This is a genomic window from Bacillus sp. FJAT-29814 (genome assembly GCF_001510715.1).
In the GTDB taxonomy this organism is placed as follows: Bacteria; Bacillota; Bacilli; order Bacillales; family Cytobacillaceae; genus Neobacillus.
Genome location: NZ_LMTJ01000001.1, coordinates 490738 through 515238, shown reverse-complemented (window position 1 = coordinate 515238; position 24501 = coordinate 490738). Strand labels below are relative to the sequence as shown.

Sequence of the window (24501 nt, the reverse complement as noted above, 5' to 3'; positions counted from 1 at the left end):
AAAATAGTATAAACTACCCATTACATTAAAGTCTTACTATTTCGAAAAATCATTCCTTTCCGGTTGACAACCTGGGTTCCCTTTTTCATATTCCTGATAATAAGAACAGCAACAGCTCCGTAAAGAACCAGTTGAACGATGCCAGTGTCTCCTGTCAGGATTTCCGCGTACGAAGAATCACTTTCAGTTAATAATGCAAAGCGGGCCCAAGCCACGTTGTGGACAGCATGGATTATGGCCGCCGGCCAAACACTATTTGTAGCCATTCGTACATGCCCAATCAAAATTCCGACAATCGTTAATGATACGAGAAATAGCGGAATCACCACCCAACGGCTTCCTTCAGCATGGTAAACATCAGTAAGCAGGATAAGCGGCAGGTGCCAGCAGCCATGAATGAATCCAGACAGGACTAACGCACGAATATTGCCAAGACGCTGCAAATGTGGGAGAAGATAGCCGCGCCAGCCGATTTCCTCAAAAAGTGAAAAAGTCACAGTGTAGATTAACAGCATTGGGATCGTCGCCATTATCATAGTAACCGGGCTCATGCCTTTTAGGTTGGCAGTTGTGATTTCCCCTATACCCGAAACCCATAGAATACTATATCCAACCAGATGAACAACAACCGGAGCAACGAACGCAAATCCCCATTTTTTCAGCCCAAGCTTATGAACTCCAAGTGGAACCCATCCTGATTTACTGTATCCATCACGGGTGACAATAAACATCATGATCAGCACCGTAATAACTGGTGAGAACATATACACTTCCCCGCTTATTCCCGGCAATTGAGAAAACAAGCCCGCCAAAGCGATGACAATAACCGTAAAAATCATACTCTTTGCTAATGAACTTAAATTCTTAAACATGATTTCCATCTCCTTTTTCTTGATAGTTCGATAATAAGGAAAAAAAGTCACGAAGTTAGAGTGTAGTTTGTCATGTAAAGGTCATATCAAAGTCATAAAAAAAAGGCACAAATCTCTTATCGATTCATGCCTTTTGGTTATCTTTCTACGCGTGGCTTATTTAGGAAAAAATCAGCTGGTATAAAATTCAAACGGAGCCTAACAACAATAATCATAAGGATGCAGGAGCGGTTCAGCTGGAAACAGCCATCTCGGTTTTAACTCCTTCCAGTGCCAAGCCCCCAAAGCAGCGGCACAGGCATCAATAAAATGACTTTCTTTTTCGATAAAATCAGGAAGATGCCTCAGGTTCTGCAGCTCAAACCAATTTTTTATAAAAGACCTTGCAGTGACGTTTTGTTTGTAATGTAAAACATGCTCAAAGTCCTCTCGTGAAAGCCGTGACCCCATTACGGCACCCGGATGCACTTCCACGATTGAAGTCGGATTTGGGGTTCTTAGATTATCAATTTCCCTGCTAAGCCTAATCCCCCTCAACGTCAGATAGACCATTTTGGTCATTGTCGGAGTCATGATCGATCCGGACTTCATCCCCAATGAAACGATAAACTGCCTTAATGCTTTATCACCTAGTCTGTCTCCGCCGCCGTCTTGATAGGATAGTGGGGCGTCGATTCCAACCACCACCTCATCCAACTGACTTTGAGAGTGAATTTCGTTTAATATCTCCCAATCGCTGATATCGCTTAACAGCTTAATAAAAATTAATTGATCCTCTTGTTTTTCAAAAATCGTTAAAACTGTATCCTTGTGATTGCTTGGTCCAGATAAATCAATGCCAATAACCCTCATACAACCTCATCTCTCTCTAAGATTTTGGTCCTTCGTTTAGATGCTTATCGATTTCCGACAATGTTTTTCCAATGGAATCCTGAATGACATAGGTTCCATCAGCATGATCGTATGGTGTATCTCCTTTATTAATGATGATCATGGGGACGCCGCGCTCCCGGTATTGCGGGAAGGTCGAGAATGGCGTGACCTTCAGGCTTGTGCCCAGCACCAACAGACAATCGGCCTCCTCGATATGACGAAGAATGGTATTGAACCCTTGGACTGAAAACCACTCTCCAGCATCCCCGAATAAAACTACATCTGGTTTAATAAAACGATCCTCTACCCTTTTTGTATTACAATTGTCGCAAACATAAAAGTCCTCATTTGTTTGCATCCGTGAAACCATTTCCTCGGCTGCGTACATTTTTTCGCAGTGCAGGCAGGAGGCAGTTTTCATGGTTCCATGAAACTCAATGACATTTTTGCTTCCGGCCTTTTGATGCAGACCATCGATGTTCTGGGTAATAATATGCGATACCCTTCCTGCTCCTCCCAAGTTGCCAGGATTTCATGACCGCGGTTTGGCTTGGCAACAGGATGATATAGATTCTCGATTGCAAACTGATAAAACTCCTTCGGATGTCGATAAAAATAGTCGAGCGAAAGAATGGTTTCAGGGGCTAGCTGATATACCCCTGTTTTGGAACGAAAATCCTTAATTCCCGATTCCGTACTTATTCCCGCACCTGTCAGAACGACGATGTTTTTGGCCTTCTCAATGAAGCTTGTGCAAATATCTATGTTGCTTAACATGTTTTACACTCCTAGTCATACTTTTAGTATCAGTATAACTTTCCGGTAAAAAGAAGGAAAATGAAAGATAGCTAACGTATAAAGAAAAAGAGGTTAAGGATATATAGTCGGTTCAATCCTTCGAAACCGGATTGTAAAAACTCCGTCTAATCTAAAAAGGGGTGCTGCCACGTGAAAAAATGGAGTGTCTTACTATTGTTGATGATCTTCTTAACAGGCTGTCGTTCTTCGCTATTTGGAGGAAATTCCATTATTGAATGGGTTGATTTTATTAAATGGAATGGCGTGACCTACGATGGAATATATACCGGAACTTTGTCCGACACCAAGTACATTGGTGAAAAGATTGGCGAAGTAAAGTTTAGGGTTGCTGACAATGTTTCAAATCCCAATTATAAGATTCGCAATGGAGATGCAGCATTTCATGAAAAAGGAACAGAAATTTACACGATTAAAGGCTATCCACAATTGATTGCCGTTAAATCTCCCCGCGATATTAACGGGTATCGCGTCTATTACTCAAGAGATGATACTGAATTCAAATGGCACTTTAAGGATATGCCAATCGAAAAAGTAAATCGAATCGAAATATTTCTTGCTTACACACCTAATGGGTCACAAAAAATAGTAGATATCAATACCGGCGAAGAAGTGAAGAGATTTCTAGAAATTTTAAGTACCAGCAAGGAAACGCCGACTTTCCAGCCTAATACAGGAAACAGTGATCCCATTTATTACGAGATGGTCTTTTACACCGATGAACCAATTGCCCATAAATATGACCTGCAGTATGACGGCAATACCTACTATTGGCATCCTTGGGACACATCGATTATTTCGGGTGAAATAGGTGAGTTTCTGCCGGAAAACTTGAAAAAAGCAGGCCAATTGGGTCTGCTTTTTTCTGTAGTAAGCCGTACCTTTCCCAAACTAAGATTTTCGATAAATCAGTCCCCTTATAATGTTGTGACAGTTTGGGATAATATTAGAGAGGTGATTCAATGAACCTAGATAGGGTAAAAGAGATACTCACATCTGATGAAGAAATTTTAGTTAACTATCACGGCATTCCCGTTTGGATTGAAAGCATCGAGACTACCTCCAACATGGCATTAGTTTCTCAAAGAGGGACGCATGATGAAAGTCGATTGGTCCCAATCGATGGTTTAGAGGAAAACTAAAAAGCAAAACTTCAATGTACCATCTTTAAAGAAAGGATGAAGACCGATGACAAATACTACAAATAGTAAACGAGGCATCTCTCCAGGAAAAGATAATAATTTGGACCATGCAAGTATTAAGAATGGTTTAAACAATGACAATGCCTTTAGTGAAAATGGCTTGGAAAATAACCGATTACTTAATGAGGCTGTTAGCCAACATAAATCTGAATAAAATTCCGGGCGGTTTCCTGGCTAAAAGTGCCTGTTTTTACTCCTATAAGCTCGATAGGAGCTATTTAAAGGGGAAAACCGGGTATCCATTTTTACCAATTTGGGGTTAAAAAAATTATATCCGCGGTGTTTCACCATATATCTGCGATAATCTTGGATATATCCGCGTTAATTTGATTTTATCTGCGATAAATTAAATATATCTGCGATCATTCCAATATATCCGCGATGCCCTTTTTTAAAAAGCAAAATTACCCATTTAAAATCACAAAAAAGACAACCCTATTTTAGGTTGTCTTTTAATATGCCCGACATCGTCCTATTGGTGTCAGTACCAGCAATAATTAGCTAGTGCCTGACACCACATATGGATTATCCGTTATTTTTGAGCATTTCATTCACCATCGTTTTCATGGAGTGAATAACCGTTTTCTTGTATCTCGCCGCTAAAATCAGAACTCTAATTTGTTGGGCACGGGGTAAATTTTTAAAACGAGGCTCTTGTTTCAAGAAGGAGCGGAAGATGGACCAGCTTTTCGGCATTAATGGAAAATCATCAAGGGGTTGTTTGTTGCGCAAACGATAAAACCACGAAGTGAATCCAGAAGAAGTACTTTTATCTACAATGCAAGGTGCATAAATACTCTTTGTATGTTTTCGAAGGCTTTCAAATCGATCCTGTCCCCAGATAATAATATAGCTATCGTCTTTATTGCTTTTTCTGACAACTAAAACAAACATACAGTCCCACATTAATCTCTGTAGCCGCTTTAAGTGGTCCGTCATTTTCAATGATAAATCAGGTTTGATCTTATTCAGAGGTATATATTGAATTGAAAATTTCAAATTCATCCCCCCTGTTTCGGTGATAGCCCTAGTCGAATACGACTTAAATAATATCAATAATCATTATATGTCGTGGATTCATGTCTTATTTCTTTAAAAAAACTGGCACAGTATCCATAAGTCAATCCATTTTTGTTTATTTATCTTTCAAACTATTTTTATATTGATCATAGTCCGTTTTAATATAATGGAAGGCTGCAGCGCTTCCCCCGTGGTCGGGATGTGTTAGTTTTAATAATTTTTTAAAACCCGTTAACACTTCTTTCTGTCCCGCTTTTTTGGATAGTCCTAATTTTTGTCGATAGTCAGAAGGATAAGAAACTGGTGGTGCTTCTGCTGGTTCCTCTACTCTTTTTCCTTGCCTCGATCGTTCCTCTTTTAGTTTTAACAATTCCTTTCGTAATTCAAGGTTTTCTTTTAATACCTTTTCAGACTCCTTAGTCCAATCCGATTTTTCTTTCCTAAGAACGGCGAGTTCTCTTTTCAAATTGTTTCTTTGCTCAATCAATGCTCTTACAGATGTTTTATGAAGCTCTTCCAGCCCCTGCAGCTGCTTATCCTGTGCTTTTATTTTTTCTTTTATATCATGAAGGGATTTATCATGTTTAATAGGCCTATTTTCAAACAGGTGTTGCTTGGTTATGTAATTCGATAGTTGGTACCCGTTCCCCACTTTTTGAATCTTGCCTTCAAGATACCACCGTTTCACAAGCGGGATACCTATATTAGCGGAAACACCGGCATCCTTCAGCAATTCGATCGCTTGGTCTGTATCCTCAAGTATATAGTCTGTTTCCCGCTGTCCTGACTTTCCAACATAACTAATTTTACGCTCGCGCATCCAGCGTCTCACGGTTTCAATACTTTGTTCCTCCGAAAAACCAGCGTTCTTTAATAAGTCAAATGCTTGATCTGTATTCACATGATCACTCCCATCCAAATATTGAGGCTTAGATGAATGACGAAATGCTATATTTTTTATCGAAACGAACCATTTTTTGTACTACCATAACTATATTAATTTAGATAAATACGAAAAGGAATGGCTAAATTAGACTATTAGGATGCTGTTTTTCTGGCGAAAAATGTGAGGAGATTTAACTATATGGAAGGACGGATGGCGGAAAAATAACCAATGAAGAAACAGTCTGATTACGAAAAAAAGCCCCGTCAAAGGGCCTTTTAGTGTATCAACGTCAGTACGCTAAAGAAATGCATGATACTCCCAGCAATCACAAACAAATGCCAAATGGCATGGTGAAATTTAAAGCCTCGCCATATATAAAATACAGAGCCTACCGTATACAAAACTCCCCCAAGGACCAGATAATGAAGTCCTGCAGGCTCCAAAGCGTTTGTAAGTGGTTTCCATGCAAATACAATCATCCAGCCCATTAATACATACAGGGCAGTAGAAGTGAAGAGGAACCGTTTGACGAAGAAACATTTAAAAACTGTACCACCAATGGCCACTCCCCATACAATCCCAAAAATCGTCCAGCCCAACCATCCATTTACGGCAGTAAACATAAATGGCGTATATGTCCCCGCAATGAAAAAATAAATCGACGAGTGGTCAAATATTTCAAAAATATCCTTGACTTTACTTCCTTCCGGAAATGCATGCAAAAGCGTTGATGACAGGTACATTAAGACCATCGTTGAACCAAATAATGTAAAACTAACAACATGCCAGGCATTACCGTAAATCGACGAAAAAACAATAAGTAAAACCAAAGCCGCAATACTAAGCAGAGCACCGATCCCATGTGTAATGGAATTGGCGATTTCCTCTCCTTTACTGAATGTATGTGTGTTTGCCAATGGATTTCCCCTCTTAAAATGTTTATATAACCGATAGCAAAATCACTTACTAGCCATACGATATTATGTTTAACATACCATTTCTTTACCTGTTTTTGCAAAATGTTGAGGTTTCGACTAGCTGATATTTCTAACTTTCAGGATTTAACTTTTTCAATGGTGGCTTGCTCCGCGGAGCAAACCAACCGATTAGAGCAATGGCAACCAATACTCCATAAAAAATCAGCGTCCAAGTGGTACCGTGGGGAAAATCATGATTTATGACGCCAATATCTTCATGGGCGAGGGTAATAACCGCAAGTTTAACCCCGACCCAGGCGACAATGGCATAAGCTGTTGTTTCCAAAGCTGGACGTTTTTCCAAAAGCTGCACGAACCAAGTTGCAGCGAACTTAATCAATATAAGGCCGGCAATACCTCCAAGAAGTACAACAATAAATTGTCCACCATCCATCCCCCCGAATTCGCCAAGAGGTGAATCCGGAAGACCGAGGGCAAGCGCAACAGCGGCCAGAATCGAATCAACGGCAAAGGCCAGGTCAGCCAAAGCAATCTTCCCGACAGTCGCCCCGAAACCTTTACCTTTCACTTCTTTTGCATCATCCTTATGAATGTTCTTGTTTTCTTTGCCGAACTTTGCTTGAATGACATGCTTTAATCCTAAGTATAGAAGATAAGCGGCTCCAATCGCTTGGATTTGCCAAACGTTTGCAATAAAGGAAATCACAAATAGCGCAACAAATCGGAAAGCAAATGCCATCAATATCCCATAATTTATTGCTCTTTTTTTCTGTCCTTCGGGCAAATGCTTGGCGATTACGGCAAGGACCAAAGCGTTATCAGCAGATAACAACCCTTCCAGTCCGATTAGAATTAACAATGCCCAGGCATATTCCAGCCAGATTGACTCCATCTATTTCAATCCTTTCTGGTGCTAAAAAATATATACTGACTTCTAACGATATAATTTCCCAGAAAGTCATAGCTAATCCCGGAAATCTCCTAAGTCAATTCTGTTTTCATAATCAAAACTATTTTAGGGTATCCTTTTATATAACTGATTTTACAGAAAAATCCGTAGCCACACTCCCCTTTTTCCGGGAGGTATCCTACGGATTTTTCCAATTGTTATCTTCTACGATTTCTTCGATTACGCAATAACGAAGATACATCTAAATAATCTTCTGGTTCTTTTGTCTCTCGCTCAGAATAATAATCCGGCTCTTCCTGTTTTACAGGCTGGCTTCGTGGAGGCTGTTCCTTCTTAATTGAAAAAGACTTTTCCGTAGATGGTTGAGTGGACGTTTGTACCACCCTGTCTTCTTGTTCGTTGAATCCTGTGGCGATTACGGTAACGATAATTTCATCCTGTAAATTTTCGTTAATGACTGAACCAAAAATCATATTTAGTTCTTCATGAGAAGCAGAAGAAACGATTTCAGCTGCCTCCTGCACTTCAAAGAGACTTAAATTTCGGCCGCCGGTAATGTTCATGATGACACCTTTAGCACCATTAATCGAGGTTTCCAGCAGCGGGCTATTTAAGGCTGACTTTGCCGCTTCAGCTGCGCGACCATCCCCCTTCGCTATACCAATTCCCATTAAGGCGGTTCCTTTGTGGGACATAACGGTTTTCACGTCGGCAAAATCAAGATTGATTAACCCTGGTACCGCTATTAAATCAGAAATCCCTTGAACACCCTGACGAAGGACATTGTCCGCTTCTCGGAAGGCTTCGAGCATTGGGGTTTTCTTATCAATAATCTCCAATAGGCGGTCGTTTGGAATAATAATTAAGGTGTCCGCTGCTTCTCGCATTTCCTTAATTCCTTGTTCGGCGTTGACGGCACGCTTGCGGCCTTCAAATTTAAACGGTCGTGTGACAACCCCGACTGTCAAAGCGCCAATTTTTCGAGCGATGGCAGCAACAGCAGGGGCTGCCCCCGTCCCGGTCCCGCCGCCCATACCGGCTGTAACGAAAACCATGTCAGCCCCTTTCAGTACGTCTTCAATCAGTCCCTTACTTTCTTCAACGGCTTTTCTTCCGATCTCCGGATTTGCCCCCGCTCCCAGACCTCTTGTTAAGGCTGCGCCAATTTGCACCCTGATTTCTGCATTTGATTGATTAAGCGCTTGTCCATCGGTATTGACCGCAATAAATTCTACCCCTTCAACTCCTGCCTCGATCATCCTGTTCACAGCATTGTTTCCTCCGCCGCCTACACCGACTACTTTAATTGAAGCAAATTGGTCTATATTGATATCATAATTAATCATGGTTATCCCTCTTTCTTCATCCATACCTAGAGAACAGGTCATATTTTCTGTCTTTTTCATGTGGTTTAGTAGAGTAATAGACATTCTAATCCCTACTATAAAAATAAGTATACACAACCTTTCCATTTCATTTATTAACATAAGGTAACATTCTAATTACGAACCCGTTAAAAACAAAAAAAACGCTAAACTCCAAAATATGAGTTTAGCGTTATTCTGACTATGTAATAGCCCACACAATTCCACCAGTTATGGCTGCTGCGTTCCCGCCCTGACCCTTTCCTAGTATCCTTGTTGGACTACACATATACTATACCATGTTTCTATGCTGGAAGTAATCTGTAAAATTTGGAAATCCATAGGTTAATCTAAAACAGACATTTCGTGGTTCTCGAACCTAGCAGAAATTATTCCAGTATATTCCTTAATGTACCAATTCCTTCAATTGTAATCTCGACTTCATCCCCAGAAGTTAGCCAGATTCGTTCATTCTCTGGCAACCCTAAAATAACTCCTTCCGGTGTTCCGGTAAAAATAATGTCCCCTGGTTTCAATGTCATATGTTTTGAGATATAGCTAACAATTGTCGCACAGTCAAAAATCATATGTTTTGTATTGGAAGACTGGCGGACCTCACCATTTACCCTACATTCGATGTTTAAATTTTGTGGGTCAACTTCCTCAGCGGGAACAATATATGGACCAATTGGAGCGAATCCGTCAGCGGATTTCCCAAGTAACCATTGACTAGAAGTAAACTGTAAATCCCTTATACTTAAATCGTTTCCTACAGTATAGCCGAAAACAAAAGATAGTGCTTCATTCTCTTCTACGTTTTTTGCCTCTTCCCCGATCACGATCACTAACTCGGCTTCATAATCAAACAGTTTTCCTTTAGATGGAAGGGATATTCGTTCGTTATGAGCAGAAAGGGAGTTGTTAAATTTACTGAACAGGACAGGGGTCTTTGGGATTTCTTCTGTCTTCGCTTCTTCAACATGACTTAGATAATTTAATCCGACACAAACAATCTTTCCTGGATTCGGGATCACCGGCTGATATTCAATCTTCTCTTCATTTAAAAATAATGATGGATACGAATTGTTTTCAGTACGATCAACTAATTTCCTAATAGTTGAAATGCCTTTGCCACTTATTAAATCTTTCATACTGTTCGGTACATCTTCGTTAAATTCTTGTCCTGCTTTTTCAATATCAAGAATTCCCTGCTCTGTTTTGACACCTAATTTCACTGCGCCATTTAACTTAAAGTTTAATAATTTCATAAACTAATCTCCCAATTTCTAATTTGTTAAACAGTCTTTTTCATCTCAATACTATGGCAGGTTTGATACGGTGTAAGATCCATATCAATCTCTTCATCCTGAATGATGGAAGCTGCCAAACGACCGACATATGGCCCAAATGTAAGCCCGGATTTCCCTAATCCAGTAGCAAGGACAATTCCTTCGAGTGTATCTATAGTTCCTAGAATCGGTAATAAATCTGGACCCATTGGTCGGAATCCGATCCGAACCTCTTCCAACGTTCCATCTTCTAAACCAGGCGCAACCAATAGCGCTTCTGTTAGTACCTCATTCACCCCACCGGCAGTCAATCGATAATCAAATCCTGATCCGGTTTCTCTAGTTGCCCCTGCTACTATTCTGCCATCATCAAATGGGACCAAATAATGGCCAGACTCTGGTATAACAATTGGCCAATTAGAAGTATCCTTTTCCAGTAACTTTATATGGGCGATCTGACCACGCTGTGGACTTACATTTAACTGAATTCCAAACGGCTCCAATAATTCAGGAGCCCATGCACCTGAAGTTAGTAGCACTTTATCTGCAAAAATAGTTTCTTTTCCAATAGTAACACCAACTACTTTCCCGTTCTCATGAACTAATTGTGCTTCACCCTCCACAAGCTTAGCCCCGTTACGCCTGGCAGCTCGGATTAGGGCATCACGTAACAAAGCACCATCTACTCTAGCTCCTCCAGATACATACACAGCCTCCATATTTTCATTAAGTGGTGGAAATACCTTTCGTGCCTGCGCTCCATTTAAACGAACAATATCTCCAATCTCAGGTGTATCCATCCGCTGGTTTTTCAATCTTTTTTCAACTTCATCCAATTTATCGGTGTCCGTCGAAACACGTAAAGCCCCAACTTTTTTGTAGCCGACATCCTCTTCCCCGTCCTTTTTCAAGGCAGAAATTAAATCAGGATAGTCAACATAAGCTTTCACAGCGAGGCTATACCAAGTCTCATTTTCAATGTCTCTAATCCAGGGACAGACGATCCCAGCCCCAGCAGTAGTTGCCTTACCTTCTTGTTTTTTATCAATCATGATGACTTCTACATTATTTTTGGCCAAGTGATAGGCGGCGCTTGCGCCTGCAATTCCTGTTCCAATTACAATCACTTTCATTTATATCACTCCCTTTGACCCAACCCCGCTTTTATGCGTAAGTTCGTAGTATTCACTTTGGATTTTCTTGGTTATTTCGCCTATTCCGACCGTTTTCTCGTCTACTTGACGAATGGGTATGATGCCTAAAAAAGTTACCGTTAAAAATGCTTCATCTGCGTTTAATAAAAATTCCTTATTGAAAGCCGTTTCAACTACTTCAATATTATTCTTTTGGCAAATATCAATGACTGTTGATCTAGTAATGCCATTCAATATATAGTTATTGGCAGGATGTGTGTAAAGCTTATTCCCCCTTACCACAAATACATTGGATGAGCTGCCTTCTGTTATGGTCTCTCCCCGATACAGGATCGCTTCGAAGCAATTATTTTTAATGGCTGTTTCTTTTGCTAAAACATTAGGCAACAAATTTAAACTCTTTATATTACATCTAAGCCACCTAACATCTTCCACAAGTATCGTGTTTACCCCATATGCGTAAAAGTCATCTGGCAGTCTCGTTGTTTCGGTTACATGCGCAATTAGTTTAGGCACTACCTCAGGGTTAGGAAAATGATGCGTTCTTGGCGCTACCCCTCGGCTAATTTGTAGATAAATAAAGCCAGTAACTAAATGATTCTTTTCCTGAAGTTCGATCAATTTTTCCTCTAATACCTTTATATCGTATGGAAGGGGGAGTTGGATTTGATCAGCGCTCGACTGCAGTCTAGTCAGATGTTGATCCATCTTAAAAGGCACGCCATTATAAACCCCGATTACTTCATATACGCCATCGCCAAATACATAGGCTCGATCCAAAAAACTTATCTCGACATTTTCTCTTGGAACAATCTGTTGGTTTTCAAGAACATAGTTCACCTAAAACCAGCTCCTTTAATATTCACATTCATCTCAGATTGTCTAAATACGGACACTAATCGTTCCATTCCAATTTGGATCTTTTCTGGGCTGGAATGGGTAAAATTCAGGCGCAACGTGTTTTGCTGTGGGTTTTCAACATAAAATGGACCACCCGGTACATAGGCGACACCATGCTCTAATACCTCTGCTAATAATTCTGTTGTATTTATGCTCTCATCCACTTTAACCCAGATAAACATTCCACCTTTTGGCTCAATCCAGGATACAAAATTAGGATCTAATGTTTTTAAATAATCCTGCATAATCGCCATATGCTGGTAATAATTTTTCCGCAACATACCGATATGTGCATCTAAATCCATATCTTTAATCAAGTAATACAGTGCCTGTTGGTTAAGGGTGCTGGACATAAGATCTGCCGCTTCTTTAATTTGCGATAAATATTTAAGAATAGCTTCTGGACCTTGTACCCAGCCGATCCGTAAGGAAGGAACGACTGTCTTGGAAAAAGTACCTGCATATACAACATGGGATTTTTGAACATCCATGGCTGCAATTGGTATATATTGCTCATTCTCATAGAATTGAATATCGCCATACGGGTCATCCTCTAAAATGAGCGTGTTATATTGATAAGCAAGTTCCAATAATGCTTTGCGTCGTTCTTGACTCCATACTCTGCCCTCTGGATTAGAAAATGTCGGGACAACATAAATAAACTTCGGATTGTATTGTTTTATTTTTGCTTCCAACTCATCAAGGTCCATTCCCTGTTCATCACCATTTACGCCAACCACATTTGCTTCATACGATTGGAAGGATTGGACAGCCGCAAAGAAAGTCGGATTTTCAGTAAGGACAACATCGCCTGGAGAAATCATAATCCGGCCGAATAAGTCAATCGCTTGTTGTGCACCTGTTGTCAATAGAATATCTTCTGGCTTTGATTGGATTCCTTTAGCGCTGACACGTTGGCTTATTTGCTCCCTTAACGGCATGAACCCTGGAGTCATTCCATATTGCAAGCTTTTGTTCCCAGATTCAAAAACCTTATCGAACGCTTTTTTGATATCTGCGGACGGAAAATAAGGTTCATATGGATTTCCTCCGGCGAATGATATGACATCACTTCCTTTTTTTTGAATAAGACCTGCTATTTCACGGATAGGGGAAGATTTAAACATTTTCGTTCGGTCTGCAAAGCGGTAACTCATATGGGAGGCCTCCTTTCATTATCAATTTCATTCAAAAAGTATAATGTTATAACTTTATATCTTATGTTAGGAAGTGGCAAAACTCTTGCCATTGAGATAATACGCCGATTCCAAAAATGTACTGAAAGCGACCTCTACTTCTGGAATTCCAAGTGCTTGAATGTGTTTGGTGACAATATTGGCAAATTGGTCTTGAATTTCCTGGCCTCGTTCAAACCACTTTACTTCAATCAATGGATATCCAGGCACTTCACTTCCATCAAATACATATGTAGAATGAACAAGTTCCAATGTGAAATTGTCCGTTCCACAGGCACATAATTCCGCCAGTTCTTGTACAAGTGCGGTACTGATTGATTTAACCTGCTCGATCGAGACTCCTCTAATGATTATATGCGGCATTGCAAATTCCTCCTAATCTTTTAAAAATTTTATCTGACTACTGAATCAAACCGGCTGATGGAATAGCGGTCAATCGGGACCGATGTTTCCCCATCTAGTATTAATTCGCTCATAAGCGTTCCAATGAGCGGCGATAGGGTCATCCCACTATGAGTTGCCGCCACATAAAGACGATCGATACCTGGAATACTCCCAAGAATCGGAAGCCCATCTTCCGGCATCGCTCGAATCCCTGAAAAAGCACGCACCACCTTGGCCTTCCTTAACCCCGGTATATAATGAACGGCCATATTAGCTGTTTCTTGTATAAGATCCAATGTTGTTGCCCGGTTAAATCCTTCCTTTTCCATTGAATACCCGATTAATACTTCACCGTTAAACGTCTGTCTCACACCACTGATCGTATAATTTAAGAAAGGCTTTAAGGGTTCTGTAACGAGAATTTGCCCTCTCACCTGGTTTACAGGTATGTTGATGTCCACCAATTTCCCTAATTCTCTTGACCAAGTGCCGCCAGCGAGAATTAGATTTTTACAGACAAACGTCCCTTTCTCGGAAACGACAATGAATTTATCAGGGAGCTTTTGGATTTCTGTTACTTTATTAAAAGTAGAATATTGGACACCATTTTTCTTTGCCGCCCTCATATACCTATCGACTAAGCGAAAAGGATTGACGTTCCCATCGATGGAACTATAAGTAGCGCCTGCCACATTCGGATTGAGCGATGGCTCTTTTTCCAAAGCCTCCTCACGAGATAAGACCTTGATTTTAATGCCAATTTCCTTATAGGCTTTAGCAAGCTGCAAGGCTTTTTCGCGATCAGCCTCATTAAAAAATGGAGAAAGCCCTCCCGTTTGTTTATATTCCACATCGCCAATTTTTTTCGCTAAATACGGAAAAAGTTCTGCACTGTACATATTAAACTCGGCATACCAGGAAGGAGTTTTATTATGAACCCATATCCAGGCTTGGGTCGAACCTGATGTTCCGGCCAACGGGAATTTCTGGTCCAATACTAGAATTCTATCCTTCTTGCGTTCAGAAAGGTGATACGCGATACTACTCCCGAGGACCCCTCCGCCAATAATGATCGTTTCATAATTGGTTTCCAACTATCTCACCTTCCCATCCTCTAACTCCACCTCGTCTAGCACAGATTTGACCGAGGAAAAAGTGGTACTATTAGTAGTAAGCGTTCCAATCTTAATCGGGCTAATCGGCATCCTCATCCGCGGTAACGGAATCTCAGGAAAAGGAAGACCTGTTTTATCATGAATAATTTCTGCCACCAGGCTGCTGCAAATTTTCGACTGACAGGGGCCCATGCCGCAACGGGTCAGTCTTTTTATATCATCAAATCTTCTCGCGCCAATGGATATGACATCCTCAATTTCTTCGTAACTGATTTCTTCGCATCGACAAATAATCGTGGTTTTATCCAATCTATTCACCTACTAGACTCTTAATCTTTTCTAATTAAGAGATAAATTGATCTGTAAGGACAGGATGTTCATAGTTTTGCACATGCCGAATCCTAGCTTTCCATACATCTGGATCGAGCTTCGTCTCAAGAGTTTCGATCTCTTTCCAAAGAGATGTTGTTTTAATTTCGGCCTCTTGCTTACTTAAAGCTCCCAAGGATTCACTTGCATTAATTCCTGCGATCATCCCTGTCACAAGTAAAACTCCTTGGGAACTCACCCCAGCAGCGTTTCCTGCTAAAAAAACATCTTCTCGGTCTGTTCGGAAGAATGGGTTGTATTGCGGGATCCAGCCACCTAGTTCTTTTTGATAGCCGAAGGAGCACTCCAACTGGTAAAAAACATCGAGGATTGGAGACCGGCCGCCGTCGACACAAACAGTATCCACAGGAATGGTCGTAATATGTTCTCCCTGCTCAACATCAATTTCCTCCACCCTTCCAATTCCCCTTGCTTCTTTAATGGAAGAGTTTAGATATACAGGAACGCCTAATTTACGAACCTGCTCCACCTTTTCAATGTCGTGTGCAAATACAGTTTCGCTTTTTTCCACCATTGCCTTTACCTGCACCCCAGCCTCAGAAAGCTGAAGGGCAACATCCATCGCAAAGTCGCTGGTCCCAATAATCACAGCATGTTTACCAGGAAGGACAAAATCCCGATTCAATAATGTTTGGGCTGCTCCAATCGTCATAATCCCCGGGAGCGTCCATTTTGGAAAGGCGATGGCCTTTTCAGCTGCACCCGTGGCCACGATTATTCTTTTTGCTTTCAGAGGAAACACATTAGCCTCATCCGATATTCCGACACTACCATCCTTATAAAAGCCAATCACCCGGTGACCTAATAAACACCGAACAGTGGTATCCTCTACAAGATTCCTTAATTGTTGTGCCAATTCAAAGCCCCTTTTTGGCTGATAAAAAGATGGCAGCGAATCCAGGACTTGGGTTTGCTGGATTAGTTGTCCGCCCATTGTTAGTGATTCTTCCACAATGGTTACATCCAGCCCTCTTGATGCTGTTTCCACGGCAGCGGTAAGACTGGCGGGTCCGGCACCGATAATAAGAACATCAGTCTCCATAGAATTCACTCCTAACTTGTGGATCACCATTATTCGAAAAAATCTTCATTCCATCCACGACCTTGATCATACAAGTCCGCACATGGTCCTCCCCATTTACCGTCATATAGCAGCTGCAGCATCTTCCCCGCGAGCAAAACATGCCTCGTGGCTGAACCAAATTCCGGCTGACGCCCAATTTTTTTATACCATTTGCCAGCAAAGCTGCCGCAACAGACTGTTGTTCATAAGCAGTGTAAGGTTCATCATTAAAATATATGGTTAATTGTTTTTGAAGCTGTTCCCCTAGAATAGGGTGCTGTTTAATGTGCACAAAAACACCTTCTTATTCATTTTTCGACTCGAATACTTTTCCAACCCCTAGTACTCTTTCAATAACAACCATTAACACGACTGTCAAAAGAATCACGATACTAGAAACGGAGGTAATGATTGGGTCATATTGGTATTGCATGTAGGTGAAAATACGGACTGGCAGCGTCACAACATCGGTACTAACAATAAATAGAGCAACAGTTAAATCATCAAATGAAGTAATGAAAGCAAAGATGGCCCCGGCAATAACGCCTGATTTAATGATGGGAAGCGTAATCTGAAAAAATACCCTCATGCTTCCTGCCCCCAGATTCATCGCAGCTTGTTCAATAGAGCGGTCAAAGCCTACTAAACTGGCGACCACCAAGCGCATGACAAATGGTATCGTTAAAATGATATGACCAATCACTAACGCTGCCGGGCTTGTTGCCAAACCGATCCAGGAAAAAAAACTGTAAAAGAGCTACCCCAAAGACAACGGTTGGAATCAAAAGAGGTGATCCGACCAGCTGCATAATGGCTGTTTTCCCTTTGAACTGATACCTGACAACGGCAATCGAAGACATCGTTCCAATAACTGTTGAAATAATCGCGGTTCCAAAGGCAACGCCAATACTTAGCATAAACGACTGCATAAATTCTGGATGATTAACTAATTCGGCATACCACCTTAATGTCAACCCTTTGGGAGGAAACACGATATATTCGGTGGTAGTCAACGATGAAAATAAAACAACTACGATTGGAGCAGCCAAGAAGATGTAAACGAGCAGACAAAAGAAATTTAATCCAAATTTAGGCAATGCCTTTCTCATTGAATGGCCACTCCTTTTTTAGAAGTAGTTAATAGTTTGCTATAAATAATGATCGTAATCGTCGCAATAAAGATTAATAGGAAACCAATCGCCGATCCGTAAGGCCAATTCAGCATGACCGCTACTTGTTCATATGTAAGGAACGACATGACTTTTACCTGCGGTCCCCCAAGTATTGCCGGAGTGACGAAAGAACTGATTCCTAAACTAAACACCATGACGGAACCCGCAAAGATTCCAGGCAGCGTTAGCGGCAAAACGATAGAAAAGAATGTTCGAAGCGGGCTGGCACCCAGATTTTGTGATGCTCGAATAACAGATGGGTCAATTCTTTCCAGTGATCCCATGATACTTAAAACCATATATGGAAACAGGACGTGCACCATACCGATTACCACACTAAATTCCGTATACAGCAAGGTTAACGGCTTATCGATCCATCCAAACTTCAATAACGCATTATTGACAACACCGTTATTGGATAACAAGATAACCCATCCGTAGCAGCGGATTACCATACTGATCAACAATGGTGACAGAACGATTAAGGTTAAATAATTTTTGATTCTTCTGTTTGCTTTCGTAATTTGATAGGCAACTGGGAACGAAATCACGATGGCAACTAAAGTAGTCAGCAAGGCAATTTTTACCGTCCGCCATAGGACCCCGAGATAAAATGTATCGGATAAAAATTTTGTGTAATTCTCGAGGGTCCAGTCATTTCCAATCCCACTTGATGCGTCGAACGTCTTAAAGCCGGTGATAAAGAGGAAAAACAACGGAAGCAAAAAGAAAAATATAAAGATACCAAGCGTTGGAAATAATAAAAGCAAATAGTCAAGCCTCTTCTTTGATAAATTCTTCTTTTTCTGCTTGAATAACAATTCCTGTTCTTGATATGCGGTTTCAGCCTGCATCGGAGAAATCACCTCACTTTTTGGTTGCTAATAAATCCTCTGGATTCCAATGAATGCTTACATCTTTCCCCTCATGAACATGATCGGGATTTAGAACGGTATTTGGAATATCTGCAATGATATGCTTATTTTCCTTGTTGTGGAGAATGTATCTCGTTTTCGCACCCAAGAACATTTTCCTGTCCACCTTGATGACAATGCCATCGATGGGTTCTAAGGAAATATGAATTTTTTCAGGACGAATATAAAAATCAATGACACCATTTTCCGCTAAACGCCTTGTTACTACCTGCTCATAGCCATAAAACGAGACCAAGCTTTCTTGGTCGTTGAGTATTTTAACGACCTTGCCTTGTATCTGGTTTACTTCTCCAATAAACCTAGAAACAAAATCAGTCTGAGGGTGGTTATAAATCTCAACCGGCGTATCAAGCTGTTCAATTCTTCCTTCATACATAACCGCAATCCTATCTGAAATGGCAAGGGCCTCTTCCTGATCATGGGTAACAAATATAGTTGTGATCCCAACCCTTTTTTGAATATCCACGATTTCCTCACGCATTTCTTGCCGCAGTTTCGCATCCAAGTTGCTCAAAGGTTCATCAAGCAATAACACTTTCGGTTTGATGACAAGAGCCCTAGCCAATGACACACGTTGCTGCTGTCCGCCGGAAAGCTCCTTCGGATAGCGCTTTTCATAGCCTGTCAGCCTGACCATCTCGAGAGCTTCTGCGACACGGGATTTAATTTCATCTTTACTTACCTTGCGAAGCTTTAGTCCATAGGCGACATTCTCAAATACAGTCATATGGGGAAAGAGAGCATAGTTTTGAAAAACCATGCCCATTTCCCTTTTATTCGGGGGAAGCAGGTGGACAGGCTTCCCGTCCACCACAATTTTTCCACCGTCCACTTCGAGGAATCCGGCAATCATGTTGAGGGTTGTCGTTTTTCCACAGCCGGATGGCCCTAGAAAGGAAACAAGTTCACCCTGTTTGATTTCGAGGTTCATTTTTTTCACGACTTCTGTTTTATTAAAGGTTTTTACTACATTTTCAAGGCATAAATAGCTCATTTCTTTCACCTCTTTTAGTGGGCTACTTCAATTTCTTTATTGGCTCGTTCTGTCCACTCGGCCCTTTTTGTATTGACATACTCCCAATCCACTTTTACAAGCTTGGCAATTTGATCTTCACCGTAAATGACTTTTTTCGCTATATCTCCGTCAAGTTTCGAGTTTTTCGTTACTGGGCCAGAAAAAGTTGCGTGCGCCATTTCCACCTGTACTTCTTTGTCTAAGATAAAATTAAGAAATTTTTGAGCAAGCTCTGGATGCGGTGCACCTTTTATAACATTAGTGGTGACAAGTAAAGCAGCTGCGCCTTCCTCAGGAGTTACAAACTCGATTGGGAATCCGGTGTCTTTTAAAAGATTCACCCGGCCATTAGCCCAAGAGGTTGCAACAGCTTGACCTTGTAGGAAAAAGTTAGACATATCAGCCGTTTTATCAAATGTCACAGCGTTTTTTGCAATTTCCTTCATTTTCACAAATCCTGGTTCAATATCTCGATCACTTCCACCGTTTGTAGCAGCAGCCATGAGAAGCATATGCACTCCGTACGTTGTGGCCATGGATGGTAAAACTAATTTACCTTTAAATTTCGGATCGGCTAGGTCATTCCATGATTTAATCGGGTCCCAGCCATTTTGTTTAAAGACATCTTTGTTATATGCCAGGCCTGTTGCTACAATCCCGGTACCAACTCCGATATTGTCCTTATCTTTTGCGATATCATATACGTCCTTCAGATTAGTGACAACGTTTTCATCTAGTGGAGCAAGTAATCCAAAAGCTTTTGCCTGCGCTTGCGGTCCATCATCCAAAAAAGCGACATCTATTTGCGGCTTATCCTTTTGTGCCTGAAGCTTCGACAAGGTGTCAACAGAGCTTCCTGTAATATAGGTTACCTTTACTCCAAACTCCTTTTCGAACTTTGGAATCACTTTTTCTTTTAGCGCTTTTTCATAGCTTCCACCATATGCCGCCAATATTAGTGTTTTATCGCCCTCGCCACCTGATTTTTTGGTCGTAGAATTAGAGTTACTTTCTTTGCTGCCGCATGCAGTCATGATCCCAAGCATAAGACAAATGATTAGAATAAATGATACTTTACTTTTTTTCATACTTTTCCTCCTCAAAATATTTTTAATTTGGACAAAACCGATGGAACTGCCATTATCCCTCCTTTAATTTGATTGTTCGGCATATATCGATATAATCTTTCAAATTTTCAGATAAATGATGGCAAAAAAATATAATATTATAATCAATTAAGTTATAATATTATACTTTTTTACTTATCTGAAAATTCATCTAGTTGTCGACTAAAAAGTAATCTCTGTATAATAGGTAACTTTGTCTGGGCGTACATAAAACTTCGAGTATTCAATTACCTCTCCCTGCTTGGTATAGGTAAACTTTTCCCATTCAAACACGGGCGTACCTGGTTCGATTTGAAGTCTTTTCGCCATTTCACTGTCAGCGATATACGGCTTAACAAACATCCGGGCCCTTCCCAATGGAATCTTATATTTTTTCTTTAAAATGTTGTAAATAAGCTCATTATTTACATCATTGGGTGTAAGATTTGGACATTTTTCAAACGGCAGATAGGAATACTCCAGATGAGTGGGGAGATCATTTTCGATTTTTAAACGCTCAAGCTTAAATACTTTTGCACCAGGCTGCAATCCAAATTTGCTCGCCATAGTACCTTGCATCGTTTCCATTGAAAAACTAAGCAATTCATGTGGAGATTCCACGTCTTCAACCGAAGTTGTGACCAACAATTTATTTATATCCATCTCATTGGTGGTTGCTGCTACAAAAGTACCCTTCCCACTTTGCCGGTAAAGGTACCCTTTACTCACCAACTCCATAACAGCGCGTTTAACAGTAATGGTACTTACTTCAAAATGATCAGCCAATTCCTGTTCAGTTGGCAGCTGATAGCCAATTTCCCACTGCTTGGATGTGATTTTCTCTTCTAACACCTCTTGCACTTGGCGATATAATGGTGCATGGTTATTTTTATCTATCTTCATGACAACTCACCTAATTTATAATATTATAATTTTATAAGCTTATATTCTTTGTTCCTATTAACACTCAGTTTATAGTGTTTTTCTATAGTTGTCAATATTTTTTGAATTGTTAGACAAAATTTTTTTAGCCATCGAAAACCATCCTGTAATACCGCCAAATGAATGGGTTAATCTTTTCCTTTAGCATGCTTAACTTGGTCTGCAGTCAGTTTCCTACCATCCTTTTACTCTATCAAGGACTTCATCCGAAACGCGGCCTTGTTGAACATCCTCAATCGCTTCTTCGATGATACGTAATCCCTTTTCTAGAGACGCTTCAGAAATCGTTAGGGGCGGTGCAATTCGCAACACTGAACCCGAAAAGAAAGTTAAAAATAAACCCTTTTCCCAGCAGCGCCAACATATTTTAGCCGCCATTGAACTGCTTCCGATTTTTGAATTCCTATCATCCACAAGGTCAATACCAATCATTAATCCTTTTCCTCTTATATCACCAATCATTTTAAACTTTTCTTGCAACCGAAGGAAGTACCCCTGGATATATTCTCCCAGCAGATTGGAACGGCTGACAAGTTGCTCATCCTCAATCACTTGGATCGTAGCCAAAGCGGCAGCACATGCGACGGGATTCGCAGCGAGTGAAAAAGCTCCAGATGGGGGTTCCACAGAATTCATAATTTCACTTCTGCCTACCACTGCACTAAGGGGCATGCCTGAAGCGATTGCCTTGCCTAATACGATTAGATCCGGCTCTAATTGAAAGTGGGTACTTGCAAACCATTCCCCCGTTCGACCAAACCCTGTTTGAACTTCATCCGCAACAATTAGGATTCCGTGTTTAGCGGTTAATTGTTTTAAAGCGTTGATATAACTTTGCGGCGGAACTAAGACGCCTGAGTCGCCTTGAATCGGTTCAATAATGATTGCTGCAACCTCCTCAGGAGGACACACTGTCTCAAATAATTGCTCAATCGCCAAGATACAACGTTTGCTTTCTTCTTCATTATGAAATGGCGAGCGATATAAATCTGGAAATGGGATATGGTAAACGTCCGGTAATAATGGCCCCATGTTTTTTCTCATCGGAAGACTGACGGCCGATATACTTAAAGCTCCATATGTGTTGCCATGGTAGGAACGGGTGTAGGCAATAATTTTGGAACGCTTCGTATAACTCCTCGCTAATTTGATGGCCGTATCATTGGCATCCCCACCTGATAATCCAAACGTCACTCGTTTTGGAAAGGTACCTGGTGTTATTCGGATAAGCTCTTCTGATAAGGTTACAATTTGTTCGTGGCTTGCATATGCAGGATTATAATGGACTAATTGATCAAGCTGTGCTTTCATTTTTTCGATAATATATGGATGGCCATGCCCTGTGTTTGTGACACAAGCGCTGGATAAAAAATCAATCCATTCATTATTGTCGTGATCTCTGATTATTTCACCTTTCGCTTCCTTTATGACTAGTGGAAAAAACGGAAGTCTCATCCCTGGTGAAAGAACGCTCGTTTCACGTTCTAACCAATTGGCGCTGCTCATTTTCTTCACATGTACCGCTCCTTTTCAGCAATTATTCACGCTTTTCAAGTAGTTTTCAATATAAAGAAGATCCTTATTAACCTCTTGAGCTAAAAAGGCCATATCCCAATCGGTCAGTTTCTGACTGTCTACATCTTTTAACACATTTCTTAAATAGGAGGTTCGAATTCTATCCAAATCGGCATTCTTCACATCCAATTGTTCAATATGCTCTGGAATCGCAATAACCGAGCCCGGAATATTCTCCTTCGGGTTTCCTCTCATGATCTTTACGCCCTGCTTCTTGGCGAAGTTTAATTGCGCAATCGGATGTTTTCCTGCTCCTGTATATTCGGACTCCTGGACAACAATAATTTCATCTTCATCATACTGTTGGGCAAGGACCAATGCCGCAGCCAAAGACGTGTTCCCAGCGGGCCCCCTTTCGAGTCCCTCCAGTTTCGCTAGTAATTCAGTTACATAGAAAACTTCCCCCTGTGTCACAGTGACGAATCGATCTAGGTACCGTAACGGCCGAGCAGCATTCCTTGGTACATCCGAACGATCAGGATCAATCGAAAAAGGAAAACTAAAACCTGTGTGGCCTGTAGTGAATGATTTTCGATTAAAATCCCTGTCAGAGGCCATATGCAACCCCGAAAGATCAACAGATACCCCGATGATTTCGGTCTGATTAGTTCCAAACTTCTTTAACCCCCGAGCTGTTCCTGTCACATTGCCTCCGCCAGCATGTGTGACACAAACCGCTGCAGGTGCTTTCCCAAATTGCGCCTTCACTTGCTGTCCAATTTCATAACCTAACGTTTCAATCCCTGCGATTCCGTACGGAGAGTATAACGAAGCGTTAAAGTATTGTGTATGGTCAAGCAGCAAAAGTGCCATATAGAACAGCTCCGGTCCTACCGTTAACTGAATCACCTCTGCTCCTAGAGCCTCACATTTTCTTCCTTTTTCTAAAATTTCAGGCTGCCCCAACCCCTGGCTATCATAGGTCTCTTGAAGCACAATGCACTTCAGCCCCTGCTTTGCTGCCTGGCTGGCAACTGCTGCACCATAATTTCCACTCGTGGCAGCAATCACTCCTGAAAAACCTTTTTTCTTCGCCTCGTGAACGGCTAAAGTGGCCCTTCTGTCTTTAAAACTGCCGGACGGGTTTGCTGCTTCGTCCTTCATTAAGATGGTAGCACCTTTGCCTTTGGGAGAAATTCTCCGGACTAGCTCGGTAAGATTCTTTAATTCGAGTAGAGGCGTATTTCCTACTTGGTTCTCCTTTTGGATGCGTGCAACATCTTCCAAGGAATAACCAAGCCGGGTCATCATTTTTTCATAATCAAAGCCGATTAGACCTTGTTTAAATTGGTCATAATCTATTTTTAAGGAGCGTTGCATAATCTCATTTTTACGGTTCATAATTTCTTGATAAGCTACATCAGTAAGCATTGGATCCCTCATT

General features: G+C 41.0%; 27 protein-coding genes, 1 other RNA gene and 1 pseudogene. 3 read left to right on the top strand and 26 right to left on the bottom strand.

Annotated elements, in window-relative coordinates; translation table 11 throughout:
• Nucleotides 1–20 precede the first annotated feature (20 nt).
• The 3 genes and pseudogenes from AR334_RS02455 to AR334_RS02445 form a co-directional block, all read right to left on the bottom strand.
• On the bottom strand, nt 21–872 hold the full coding sequence (locus AR334_RS02455; protein WP_066304497.1) for a type II CAAX endopeptidase family protein: 852 nt from the start codon (nt 870–872) through the stop codon (nt 21–23).
• Between the two features lie 198 nt (nt 873–1070).
• Nucleotides 1071–1724: a DUF429 domain-containing protein gene (locus AR334_RS02450; protein WP_066304496.1), complete on the bottom strand. Its 654-nt coding sequence runs from the start codon at nt 1722–1724 to the stop codon at nt 1071–1073.
• A 16-nt stretch (nt 1725–1740) separates the two neighbouring features.
• Nucleotides 1741–2522 (bottom strand): annotated as a pseudogene (locus tag AR334_RS02445) (NAD-dependent protein deacylase).
• Nucleotides 2523–2693: 171 nt separating this feature from the next.
• On the opposite strand from AR334_RS02445, the gene AR334_RS02435 reads away from it, so the two are divergent.
• Genes AR334_RS02435 through AR334_RS29320 form a run of 3 tightly spaced genes read left to right on the top strand, consistent with a single transcriptional unit; the run spans nt 2694 to nt 3917 of the window.
• Nucleotides 2694–3527 (top strand): hypothetical protein, encoded by an 834-nt coding sequence (locus AR334_RS02435; RefSeq protein WP_066304489.1) that lies wholly within the window; start codon nt 2694–2696, stop codon nt 3525–3527.
• Nucleotides 3524–3703: a small, acid-soluble spore protein, H family gene (locus tag AR334_RS02430; RefSeq protein ID WP_066304486.1), complete on the top strand. Its 180-nt coding sequence runs from the start codon at nt 3524–3526 to the stop codon at nt 3701–3703. Before AR334_RS02435 ends, AR334_RS02430 begins: the two co-directional genes overlap by 4 nt.
• 46 nt (nt 3704–3749) lie before the next feature.
• The gene (locus AR334_RS29320; RefSeq protein WP_156431153.1) at nt 3750–3917 is read left to right on the top strand and encodes a hypothetical protein; all 168 of its coding nucleotides are present in this window, start codon (nt 3750–3752) and stop codon (nt 3915–3917) included.
• 371 nt (nt 3918–4288) lie between these two features.
• Here AR334_RS29320 and AR334_RS02425 read toward each other — a convergent pair whose 3' ends face one another.
• From AR334_RS02425 to ortB, 23 genes are all read right to left on the bottom strand, one after another.
• Entirely contained in the window at nt 4289–4762 is a 474-nt protein-coding gene (locus AR334_RS02425; protein WP_066304483.1) for a hypothetical protein, read from the bottom strand.
• A 136-nt stretch (nt 4763–4898) separates the two neighbouring features.
• On the bottom strand, nt 4899–5684 hold the full coding sequence (locus tag AR334_RS02420) for a hypothetical protein (protein ID WP_066304482.1): 786 nt from the start codon (nt 5682–5684) through the stop codon (nt 4899–4901).
• Between the two features lie 260 nt (nt 5685–5944).
• Nucleotides 5945–6586, bottom strand: coding sequence for a hemolysin III family protein (locus AR334_RS02415; protein WP_066304481.1), 642 nt, complete (start codon nt 6584–6586; stop codon nt 5945–5947).
• A 130-nt stretch (nt 6587–6716) separates the two neighbouring features.
• Entirely contained in the window at nt 6717–7499 is a 783-nt protein-coding gene (locus AR334_RS02410) for a TerC family protein (RefSeq protein ID WP_066304480.1), read from the bottom strand.
• A 215-nt stretch (nt 7500–7714) separates the two neighbouring features.
• The gene (ftsZ, locus tag AR334_RS02405) at nt 7715–8863 is read right to left on the bottom strand and encodes a cell division protein FtsZ (RefSeq protein WP_066304478.1); all 1149 of its coding nucleotides are present in this window, start codon (nt 8861–8863) and stop codon (nt 7715–7717) included.
• 218 nt (nt 8864–9081) lie between these two features.
• Nucleotides 9082–9171: signal recognition particle sRNA small type (gene ffs / locus AR334_RS02400), an RNA gene on the bottom strand.
• A 99-nt stretch (nt 9172–9270) separates the two neighbouring features.
• Nucleotides 9271–10149, bottom strand: a complete 879-nt coding sequence (locus tag AR334_RS02395; protein WP_066304476.1) for a fumarylacetoacetate hydrolase family protein — start codon at nt 10147–10149, stop codon at nt 9271–9273.
• Nucleotides 10150–10175: 26 nt separating this feature from the next.
• Nucleotides 10176–11303 (bottom strand): FAD-binding oxidoreductase, encoded by a 1128-nt coding sequence (locus AR334_RS02390; protein ID WP_066304475.1) that lies wholly within the window; start codon nt 11301–11303, stop codon nt 10176–10178.
• Nucleotides 11304–12164 (bottom strand): D-amino-acid transaminase, encoded by an 861-nt coding sequence (dat, locus tag AR334_RS02385; protein WP_066304474.1) that lies wholly within the window; start codon nt 12162–12164, stop codon nt 11304–11306. It lies immediately after the preceding gene.
• Complete coding sequence (locus tag AR334_RS02380) at nt 12161–13381, bottom strand: PLP-dependent aminotransferase family protein (RefSeq protein ID WP_066304473.1); 1221 nt, start codon at nt 13379–13381, stop codon at nt 12161–12163. The genes dat and AR334_RS02380 overlap by 4 nt, the downstream gene beginning before the upstream one ends.
• A gap of 66 nt (nt 13382–13447) precedes the next feature.
• Nucleotides 13448–13783: a DUF1904 family protein gene (locus AR334_RS02375; RefSeq protein ID WP_066304467.1), complete on the bottom strand. Its 336-nt coding sequence runs from the start codon at nt 13781–13783 to the stop codon at nt 13448–13450.
• A gap of 29 nt (nt 13784–13812) precedes the next feature.
• Nucleotides 13813–14898: an FAD-binding oxidoreductase gene (locus tag AR334_RS02370; RefSeq protein WP_066304466.1), complete on the bottom strand. Its 1086-nt coding sequence runs from the start codon at nt 14896–14898 to the stop codon at nt 13813–13815.
• Nucleotides 14899–15237, bottom strand: coding sequence for a (2Fe-2S)-binding protein (locus tag AR334_RS02365; protein ID WP_253701164.1), 339 nt, complete (start codon nt 15235–15237; stop codon nt 14899–14901).
• A 25-nt stretch (nt 15238–15262) separates the two neighbouring features.
• Nucleotides 15263–16351: an NAD(P)/FAD-dependent oxidoreductase gene (locus AR334_RS02360; protein ID WP_066304464.1), complete on the bottom strand. Its 1089-nt coding sequence runs from the start codon at nt 16349–16351 to the stop codon at nt 15263–15265.
• On the bottom strand, nt 16341–16664 hold the full coding sequence (locus tag AR334_RS02355; protein ID WP_066304463.1) for a (2Fe-2S)-binding protein: 324 nt from the start codon (nt 16662–16664) through the stop codon (nt 16341–16343). Before AR334_RS02355 ends, AR334_RS02360 begins: the two co-directional genes overlap by 11 nt.
• Nucleotides 16665–16676: 12 nt before the next feature.
• Nucleotides 16677–17075 (bottom strand): ABC transporter permease, encoded by a 399-nt coding sequence (locus AR334_RS30255; protein ID WP_253701163.1) that lies wholly within the window; start codon nt 17073–17075, stop codon nt 16677–16679.
• Nucleotides 17005–17481 carry an ABC transporter permease gene (locus AR334_RS30250; RefSeq protein WP_253701162.1) on the bottom strand — a complete coding sequence of 159 codons (477 nt, stop codon included), beginning with the start codon at nt 17479–17481 and terminating at the stop codon, nt 17005–17007. Before AR334_RS30250 ends, AR334_RS30255 begins: the two co-directional genes overlap by 71 nt.
• Entirely contained in the window at nt 17478–18398 is a 921-nt protein-coding gene (locus AR334_RS02345) for an ABC transporter permease (RefSeq protein ID WP_066304462.1), read from the bottom strand. The genes AR334_RS30250 and AR334_RS02345 overlap by 4 nt, the downstream gene beginning before the upstream one ends.
• A gap of 13 nt (nt 18399–18411) precedes the next feature.
• On the bottom strand, nt 18412–19473 hold the full coding sequence (locus AR334_RS02340; RefSeq protein ID WP_066304460.1) for an ABC transporter ATP-binding protein: 1062 nt from the start codon (nt 19471–19473) through the stop codon (nt 18412–18414).
• Nucleotides 19474–19487: 14 nt separating this feature from the next.
• Nucleotides 19488–20582: an ABC transporter substrate-binding protein gene (locus AR334_RS02335; protein ID WP_066304459.1), complete on the bottom strand. Its 1095-nt coding sequence runs from the start codon at nt 20580–20582 to the stop codon at nt 19488–19490.
• 201 nt (nt 20583–20783) lie between these two features.
• A complete protein-coding gene (locus AR334_RS02330; RefSeq protein ID WP_066304457.1) occupies nt 20784–21503 on the bottom strand; it encodes a GntR family transcriptional regulator in 720 nt (239 codons plus the stop codon).
• A 213-nt stretch (nt 21504–21716) separates the two neighbouring features.
• Nucleotides 21717–23048, bottom strand: a complete 1332-nt coding sequence (locus AR334_RS02325; RefSeq protein ID WP_066305208.1) for an aspartate aminotransferase family protein — start codon at nt 23046–23048, stop codon at nt 21717–21719.
• A 24-nt stretch (nt 23049–23072) separates the two neighbouring features.
• The gene (gene ortB, locus AR334_RS02320) at nt 23073–24488 is read right to left on the bottom strand and encodes a 2-amino-4-oxopentanoate thiolase subunit OrtB (RefSeq protein ID WP_066304455.1); all 1416 of its coding nucleotides are present in this window, start codon (nt 24486–24488) and stop codon (nt 23073–23075) included.
• Nucleotides 24489–24501 lie beyond the last annotated feature (13 nt).